Origin of the sequence: Nocardioides sp. (assembly GCF_025964975.1) — a bacterium.
Classification (GTDB): domain Bacteria; phylum Actinomycetota; class Actinomycetes; order Propionibacteriales; family Nocardioidaceae; genus Nocardioides.
The window spans coordinates 23350-29415 of record NZ_JAOPXV010000200.1 but is presented as its reverse complement, the minus strand read 5'-3'; the positions used below and the strand labels follow the sequence as shown (position 1 = coordinate 29415).

Sequence of the window (6066 nt, the reverse complement as noted above, 5' to 3'; positions counted from 1 at the left end):
GCTGCCCCCGAGGAGCGCGGCGATGACGGTCACCGACCCGGGGATGTCGACCGAGCGCTTCATGATCCTGGGATAGAGGAAGTACGACTCGAACTGCTGGTAGACGACGTAGTAGATCGCCGTGATGAGGCCGACCGTGGGCGACACCGTGAGGGCCAGCAAGGTGATGATGATGCCCGACACCACGGCGCCGACGACCGGGATGAGGGACAGCAGACCGACGATGAACGCCAGGGCGAAGGCGTAGTCGCCCAGACCCACGACGAAGGTGAAGATCAGCGTGCTCATCCCGGCGAACACCGACACCAGGAAGGCGCCTGAGACGTAGGAGCCGGTGGAGCGGATGATCCGGTCGCCGAGCTCGCTGACCCGGGCCCGCTTCGAGGCCGGAGCCAGGCTGTAGGCGGCGTGCTTGATGCTGGGAAGCGAGGCAAGGAAGTAGATCATCAGCACGACCACGATCAGCGTGTTGGCCAGGGCGGACAGCACGGCCAGGCCGACACCGAGAGCGCCGCCGAACACCTTCTGCCCGAATTCGCCGTTGGTGACGTATTCCTCTGCCTTGCTGATGATCGAGAACTGGTGATCGACCTTCTGGACGGTCTCGTTGGCCTTGAGGTCCTTGAGCCAGCCCGGGGAGTTCGCGCTGATCTGGGTGATCTGCTCGCTGATCACCGGCACCACCGCGACGCCGAAGAGGATGAGCACGGTGATCACGACGAAGAGCACGAGCAGGACCGACAGCCCACGCTTCATGCCGTGCTTCATGAACCACTCGACAGTCGGGTTCAGGCCGATGGCGAGGAACATCGCCATCACCAGCAGGATCAGCACCGACGAGATGCTGAGGAGCTGCTGGCTGAGGAACACGGCGACGAGCGCACCGAGGGCGCCGAAGAAGCCGATATTGAACGGGGAGTGCCTCATCAGCGACGGGCTCGGCGCCGGGGCAGCGGGTGCCGCCTCGGCATATGTCTCAGGGGTGGCGGTCTCGGTGATCAGGTCCTTGGCGTCGTCGATGCGCTCGGCGAGCGCCGCTGCCGGCGTCGCACCGGTGTCGCCCGGGCGATCGATCGCCGAGACGGCCCGAGCCGCCGCGGCGGATGGGACGGCGGCCTCGCGGGCGCCCTGGTCTCCTGCGCCCGCAGCGGGCTTCGAGGACGACGTCGTCGACGACCCCGACTGCACCTGGGAGCGCAGCCGGTCGAGCCAGGTCAGGACTCGTCCTCGGCGAACCCTGCGACCACGTCGCGCAGGGCACCGAGCTGGGCCGCCACGGCGTCGCGGCGCTTCTTCATCCGCTCCACCTCGGCATGGATCGCGGCAAGCTCGCGCTCAGCCTCGGAGACACCGCTGGCCGAGATGGACTCCGCCTGGGTCGTCGCGGATGCCACGACCTGCTCGGCCTCGCGGCGAGCACGACTGAGCAGGCCCTCCGCCTCGTTCTGGGCCTGCTGTCGGTGGGCGTTGGCCTGCGCGGTCGCCTCGCGTGCTCGCTGCTCCGCCGCGGCTGCGCGCTCCTCGGCCTCCCGGACCAGTCGCTGGGTCTCGGACGTGGCGCTGGCGTGGTAGTCGGTGGCCTCGCGGGCCAGCCGCTCCTTCTCCACGGCCAGCGTGCGGCGGGCCTCCTGGACCTCGCGATCGGCCGCGGCACGTGCCTGCTCCGCCTCGCGCTTGGCGGTCGTCAGGAGCTCGTTGGTCTCCTGCTGGGCAGCCAGACGCAGCTGGTCGGCCTCGCGCCTGGCGGCCGCGACCATGTCTCCCGCCTCGCCCCGAGCCAGGGTGCGCTCCTGCTCGGCGTCAGCGATCGCGCGGCTGCGCATCTCGGCGAGCTCCTGCAGCTGCACCAGGCGGATGTCGGCGGCCTCGTGGGCGGCTTCGGCGCGGACCGCCTTGGCGTCGTTGTTGGCCAGCGCACGGATGTCTTCGGCGTCTCGGGCTGCGGCGGCGCGCACGTCGGCGGCCTCCTCCTCGGCGAGCTTGAGCATCGAGGTGGCGCGGCCGCCCAGGCCGGCGTAGGAGGGGTTCTTGTTCTCCTCGAGCTCGGCACGCAGGTGGGTCATCTCGGCCTCGAGCTCAAGGACGCGCTGCTCCGAGGCGCTCAGGCTGCTGCTGAGACCGGACTTCTCCGTGGTCAGCTGGGACAACCGTCGGTCGACGGCTGCCTTGTCGTAGCCGCCACGGCGCACGACGGGAAGTGGCTGCGCGGTCGCGGGGCTGGAGCCGGTCGACGAGGAGAACGACGGTCGCGCCGGCGGCATGGGGGCGGCGGCGGTGGTCGTCTGGCGAGGCGCGGGACTGGCGACGGGTGCAGGCGCGGAGGTGCCCATCGCGCGGGTGGGTTCCTCCGACGGCGGGACCGGCTCGACATCGGCCGGCTCCACGTCCTGGGGCTCGACGTCCCCGGGGGCGAGGACGGGCACGTCTGGCGGGGTCGCTGCCGGGCTCGACCCGGTGGACTGCTCGCTGGGCCGGGGCGCACGGGACCGCGCCGGGGCGGACTTCGGAACGGGCGGCACCGTGGGGATCACCTGGGTCTTGGTGCCGTCAGGGGCCGGTGTTTCCGCGGCGGATGGCGTCGACGTGGAGACGGGCGACGAGGCCTCGGCGTCGAGGTCGGGATCGGACTCCGGCTCCTCGTCGAAGATGGACAGGCCCTGGTCGCTGCTCATGGTGGAGCCCCATTCTCTGCGTCGTGCGGTGGTCGTGCGGTGTGTCGTGCTGTGGTCTGCAGGTCAGTCTGTACGACGGCTGCGGACAAACACACCCCGGCTCGCGGTCGAACCGCGAACCGGGGTGTGAATGGGCTGGGTCAGACTCCGCGGAACCTGTTGATGGCGTCCTCGTGCTTGGCCCGCAGCTCGGTGTTGCGGACGCCGAGACCCTCCTCGGGAGCCAGGCAGAGCACACCGACCTTGCCCTGGTGGGCGTTCTTGTGGACGTCCAGGGTGGCCTGGCCGACCTGGTCGAGGGTGTAGGTCTTGGACAGGGTCGGGTGGATCTTGCCCTGGGCGATGAGGCGGTTGGCCTCCCACGACTCGCGGTAGTTGGCGAAGTGCGAGGAGATGATGCGCTTGAGGTTCATCCACAGGTAGCGGTTGTCGTACTCGTGCATGTAGCCGCTGGTGGAGGCACAGGTCGTGATCACGCCGCCCTTGCGCGTCACGAACACGGACGCGCCGAACGTCTCGCGACCGGGGTGCTCGAAGACGATGTCGATGTCCTCGCCGCCGGTCAGCTCGCGGATCTTGGCCCCGAAGCGCTTCCACTCCTTGGGATCCTGCTGGGTGTTCTCGTCGTTCCAGAACTTGTAGGCCTCTTCGGAGCGGTTGATGATCAGCTCGGCGCCCATGCTGCGGGCGATGGCTGCCTTCTCCTCGTTGGAGACCACGCAGATCGGGGTGCCGCCGCCGTTGAGGACGTACTGCGTGGCGAAGCCGCCGAGACCGCCGGAGGCACCCCAGATGAGGACGTCGTCGCCCTGCTTCATGTTGCCGCCGTTGGCGCTGACCAGCTGACGGTAGGCGGTCGCGTTGACCAGGCCGGGGGCGGCGGCCTCCTCCCAGGTGAGGTGGTCGGGCTTGGGCATGAGCTGGTTGGACTTGACCAGGGCGATGTGCGCCAGGCCACCGAAGTTGGTCTCGAAGCCCCAGATCCGCTGCTCGGTGTCGAGCATCGAGTCGTTGTGTCCGTCCGGGCCCTCGAGCTCGACCGAGAGGCAGTGGGCGACGACCTCGTCACCGGGCTTCCACGCGTTGACGCCGAGGCCGGTCTTGAGCACGACCCCGGAGAGGTCGGAGCCGACGATGTGGTGCGGCAGGTCGTGTCGCTTCGTCAGCTCGGAGACGCGGCCGTAGCGCTCGAGGAAGCCGAAGGTGGAGACGGGCTCGAAGATCGAGGTCCACACGGTGTTGTAGTTGATGGCGGAGGCCATCACGGCGACGTACGCCTCGCCCGGCCCGAGCTCCGGCAGGGGTACGTCGCCGATGTGCAGCGACTTGCGCGGGTCCTTCTCCTTCGTGCTCAGGCCCTCGAACATGTCCACGTCGTCCTTGGAGACGTAGGCAGCGCGGTAGTGGTCGGGCAGCTCGAGGTTGGCGAAGTCGTCAGAGGTGGCGGTGCCGCTCTGGATGGCGTCGAGGATGTTCTGCACGTGTGTCTCCTGGTGAGGCAGCGGTGTGTCGAGATCGAGGGTCAACGTACCGGTGAGTAACCGGGCGTGGGGCAGGGTGTGACCTACTTCCCACGTCGGCGTCAGTGGGCGGTTGCGGGCTCCACCAGCTCGACGAGCACTCCGCCGGCGTCCTTGGGGTGGATGAAGTTGATCCTGCTTCCGGAGGTGCCGCGCCTGGGTGCGTCGTACAGGAGGCGCACGCCCCGCTCACGCAGGATCGCGGAGACGGCGTCGACGTCCGTGACGCGGTAGGCCAGCTGCTGCATGCCCGGCCCGGAGCGCTGGATGAACTTGGCGATCGTCGAGTCGCCGTTGAGCGGTGCGAGGAGCTGGATGTGGGAGCCGGACTCGCCGACGGCCAGCATCGCCTCCCGGACGCCCTGCTCCTCGTTGGTCTCCTCGTGTGCGACGTGGAGGCCGAAGGTGTCGCGGTAGTACGCGATGGCCTCGTCCAGGTCGGCGACGGCGATGCCGACGTGGTCGATGGCGGTGAAAAGGTGGGGAGCGATCTCGACTGGGGTCATGGGGACATCGTGGCGGAGGCGGCCGGTCAGGGACCACGAACGAGCAGGTGAGACACGCCACAACACGCCGCCGGGGCCCAGCGGTATCGTCGAGTCGGAGATCTCGACCGGAAAACCCCTGGAGGCAACACCCATGTCCACTTCTGTCATCGTCGCCGGCGCACGCACCCCGATCGGTCGCCTCCTCGGCGGCCTCAAGAACCAGTCGGCCGCCGACCTCGGGGGTGTGGCGATCGCCGGAGCACTCGCGAAGGCAGGCGTCTCGGGCGACCAGGTCGACTACGTCATCATGGGTCAGGTCATCCAGGCGGGCGCAGGACAGAACCCGGCCCGCATGGCCGCCGTCAAGGGCGGCGTCCCGATGTCGGTGCCGTCCATGACCATCAACAAGGTGTGCCTCTCGGGCATCAACGCGATCGCCCTGGCCGACCAGCTCGTGCGCGCCGGGGAGTGCGAGATCGTCGTCGCGGGTGGCATGGAGTCGATGACGAACTCGCCGCACCTCCTGCCGAAGTCCCGCGAAGGCACGAAGTTCGGTGACGCGACGCTGGTCGACTCGATGGCCTACGACGCGCTCTTCGACCAGTTCACGTCGCAGGCGATGGGGTTGCTCACGGAGGAGTGCAACGCCGCCGGAGCCAACCTCACGCGCGAGGAGCAGGACGAGTTCGCGGTCCAGTCGCACCAGAAGGCCGCCGTCGCCTGGAAGAACGGCGTGTTCGCCGACGAGGTCGTCCCCGTCGAGATCCCGCAGCGCAAGGGCGACCCCGTCGTCATCTCCGAGGACGAAGGCGTGCGCGCCGACACGACACTGGAGTCGCTGGGCAAGCTGCGTCCGGCCTTCAGCAAGGACGGCACGGTGACCGCCGGCTCCGCGTCGCAGATCTCCGACGGCGCTGCCGCAGTGGTCGTGATGAGCAAGGCCAAGGCCGAGGAGCTCGGCCTCAGCTGGCTCGCCGAGATCGGTGCCCACGGCCAGGTTGCCGGACCGGACTCGACGTTGCAGCTCCAGCCCGCTGCCGCGACTGCCTAGGCGTGCGAGAAGGAGGGCATCTCGCCCACGGACCTCGACCTCGTCGAGTTCAACGAGGCCTTCGCTGCCGTCGGGATCTCCTCGGCGCGTGAGCTCGGCATCGACAACGCCAAGGTCAACGTCAACGGTGGAGCCATCGCGCTCGGACACCCGGTGGGGATGTCCGGGGCCAGGATCGTCCTCCACCTCGCCCTCGAGCTCAAGCGTCGCGGCGGCGGCACAGGTGCTGCTGCACTGTGTGGCGGCGGCGGTCAGGGCGATGCGTTGATCATCCGGGTCCCGCGGGCGTGAGCCCGGGCTCCACCCCGGTCGTCTCGAGTGGGGCCCGTCGCCGG

At 69.1% G+C, this 6066-nt stretch carries 4 protein-coding genes and 1 pseudogene; 1 reads left to right on the top strand and 4 read right to left on the bottom strand.

All coding sequences use genetic code 11. The features are described from left to right. From JWN68_RS15545 to mce, 4 genes are all read right to left on the bottom strand, one after another. Window positions 1-1188, bottom strand: a 1188-nt coding sequence (locus JWN68_RS15545; RefSeq protein WP_297740519.1) for an AI-2E family transporter, incomplete at its 3' end; no start/stop codon positions are given. Window positions 1189-1214: 26 nt separating this feature from the next. Further along, complete coding sequence (locus JWN68_RS15540; protein WP_297740517.1) at window positions 1215-2672, bottom strand: hypothetical protein; 1458 nt, start codon at window positions 2670-2672, stop codon at window positions 1215-1217. A gap of 140 nt (window positions 2673-2812) precedes the next feature. After that, window positions 2813-4153: a crotonyl-CoA carboxylase/reductase gene (gene ccrA / locus JWN68_RS15535; RefSeq protein ID WP_297740515.1), complete on the bottom strand. Its 1341-nt coding sequence runs from the start codon at window positions 4151-4153 to the stop codon at window positions 2813-2815. Between the two features lie 101 nt (window positions 4154-4254). After that, window positions 4255-4698 carry a methylmalonyl-CoA epimerase gene (mce, locus tag JWN68_RS15530; RefSeq protein ID WP_297740513.1) on the bottom strand — a complete coding sequence of 148 codons (444 nt, stop codon included), beginning with the start codon at window positions 4696-4698 and terminating at the stop codon, window positions 4255-4257. 133 nt (window positions 4699-4831) lie between these two features. Between mce and JWN68_RS15525 the strand changes: the two are divergent. Further along, window positions 4832-6022, top strand: a pseudogene (locus JWN68_RS15525) (acetyl-CoA C-acetyltransferase). The last annotated feature ends 44 nt before the right edge of the window (window positions 6023-6066 follow it).

What these genes read in the sequence shown, in the direction of transcription:
- JWN68_RS15540 (WP_297740517.1), bottom strand. Translation starts at nt 2,672, where the DNA reads ATGAGCAGCGACCAGGGCCTGTCCATCTTCGACGAGGAGCCGGAGTCC.
- mce (WP_297740513.1), bottom strand. Translation starts at nt 4,698, where the DNA reads ATGACCCCAGTCGAGATCGCTCCCCACCTTTTCACCGCCATCGACCAC.